Source organism: Flavobacteriales bacterium (genome assembly GCA_013214975.1).
GTDB lineage: Bacteria > Bacteroidota > Bacteroidia > DT-38 > DT-38 > DT-38.
Genome location: JABSPR010000057.1, coordinates 1 through 1,549 on the forward strand (window position 1 = coordinate 1; position 1,549 = coordinate 1,549).

At 36.8% G+C, this 1,549-nt stretch carries 1 protein-coding gene; it reads left to right on the forward strand.

The window, feature by feature from the left end; all coding sequences use genetic code 11:
* Nucleotides 1-240 precede the first annotated feature (240 nt).
* A complete protein-coding gene (locus HRT72_03065) occupies nt 241-1,269 on the forward strand; it encodes a DUF2167 domain-containing protein (GenBank protein NQY66690.1) in 1,029 nt (342 codons plus the stop codon).
* The last annotated feature ends 280 nt before the right edge of the window (nt 1,270-1,549 follow it).

Consider the following 1,549-nt stretch of genomic DNA (forward strand, 5'->3'; position numbering starts at 1 on the left):
CTAGATGATATAGCAACAAGGTTTTATTATGACTTTTTAATACATGCTCACTCATGTATCAAAAATACGATTTACAAAGCCCCTTGAAAAACCTGCCGTTTTTCAAACTTTTCCGCCCTTACCTCGGGGCAGAGCCCAGAGGAATTCTCTTCGATTAAAAACGAATCAACCTGTATCAATCTTTCTAAATAAAAGTTTTACTTTGCTGATTCTTAATAAAATAACAAGTAACCAAACACAATAAAAATGAAAAAAATCATATTCTCAATTCTAACTTTCTCTTTTCTAGTGTTTAATGTATTTGCCGAAGAGGAAGAAATCGAAATGGACTCTACTGAAGTCGCTGCAATTAGGGACAGTATAATACAATCGATGCAAGACATAGACCAATCATTAAACTACATTGAAGGCGAAGTTGAATTAGAAAATGGCAACGCGAACATTACTGTTCCTGCCGGCTTTAAATTTTTAGCGAAAGAAGAAGCAATGTACGTTGTATCCGATCTATGGGGAAATCCAGCAGATGAAGATGTTATTGGCTTACTCCTACCAAAAGAAAGCAGTGTAATGGACTACGATTCGTATGCGTTTATTATAAGCTACGATGATATGGGCTATGTGGATGATGATGATGCATCGGACATTGACTATGAAGAAATGTTAGAAACAATGCAGGAAGAATCTATCGAAACCAATGCATCTAGAGTTGAAGTAGGGTATGAGCCAATTGAATTTGTTGGTTGGGCTACACCTCCACATTACGACAGTGACAAAAAGATTTTACACTGGGCCAAAGAAATAAGATTTGGAGAAGCAGAGGAAAACACCTTGAATTACAACTTAAGAATTTTAGGTAGAAAAGGTATATTTATGCTAAATGCAGTAGCTCTTATGAGCTCACTACCAGAAGTTGAAGCCGATATTGATGCTGTAATTAATAGTGTAGAATTTCATGAAGGGCACGGTTATTTCGATTTCGATCCTGATATTGACGAAGTTGCAGCTTGGACAATCGGCGGCTTGGTTGCGGGTAAACTTTTAGCCAAAATGGGGTTCTTAGCAGTACTATTTAAGTTCGGTAAATTTGGTTTAATAGCCCTTTTCGGTGGTGGCAGTGCTTGGAAATTTGTTAAAAAAAGAATGGGTAAAAAAGAACTTCCTCAATCTATTAAAGAAGAAGAGAAAGAAGACGTGGCCTCAGAAGCTTCAGCGAAAGGAGACACGACTGCAGAAGATAAAAAAGGAAGACAAGGAGGCATAAGCCGCTAAAAAACGTAATGCAAAGCAGCTCCCCTTTCTTCAAGGGGAACTGTATGTTGTACTTAAATAGGTTGACAGGTTTATCTGTTATTTCTGTTCTAGGTTTACAATGATAGTTTATTCCTGTAATAAGTTTTACAGGTTGTTTATAATAGTTCTTCCATCTTCTTTTTAAAGGCCCTGAAGTTTCATGTGCTTGTTCAGGTGTTAACATGTTTATGCTCATATGTGGTCTATACTCATTGTATGTTTTAACACCCTGACCCAGACGTTCATTAATTGATAATGA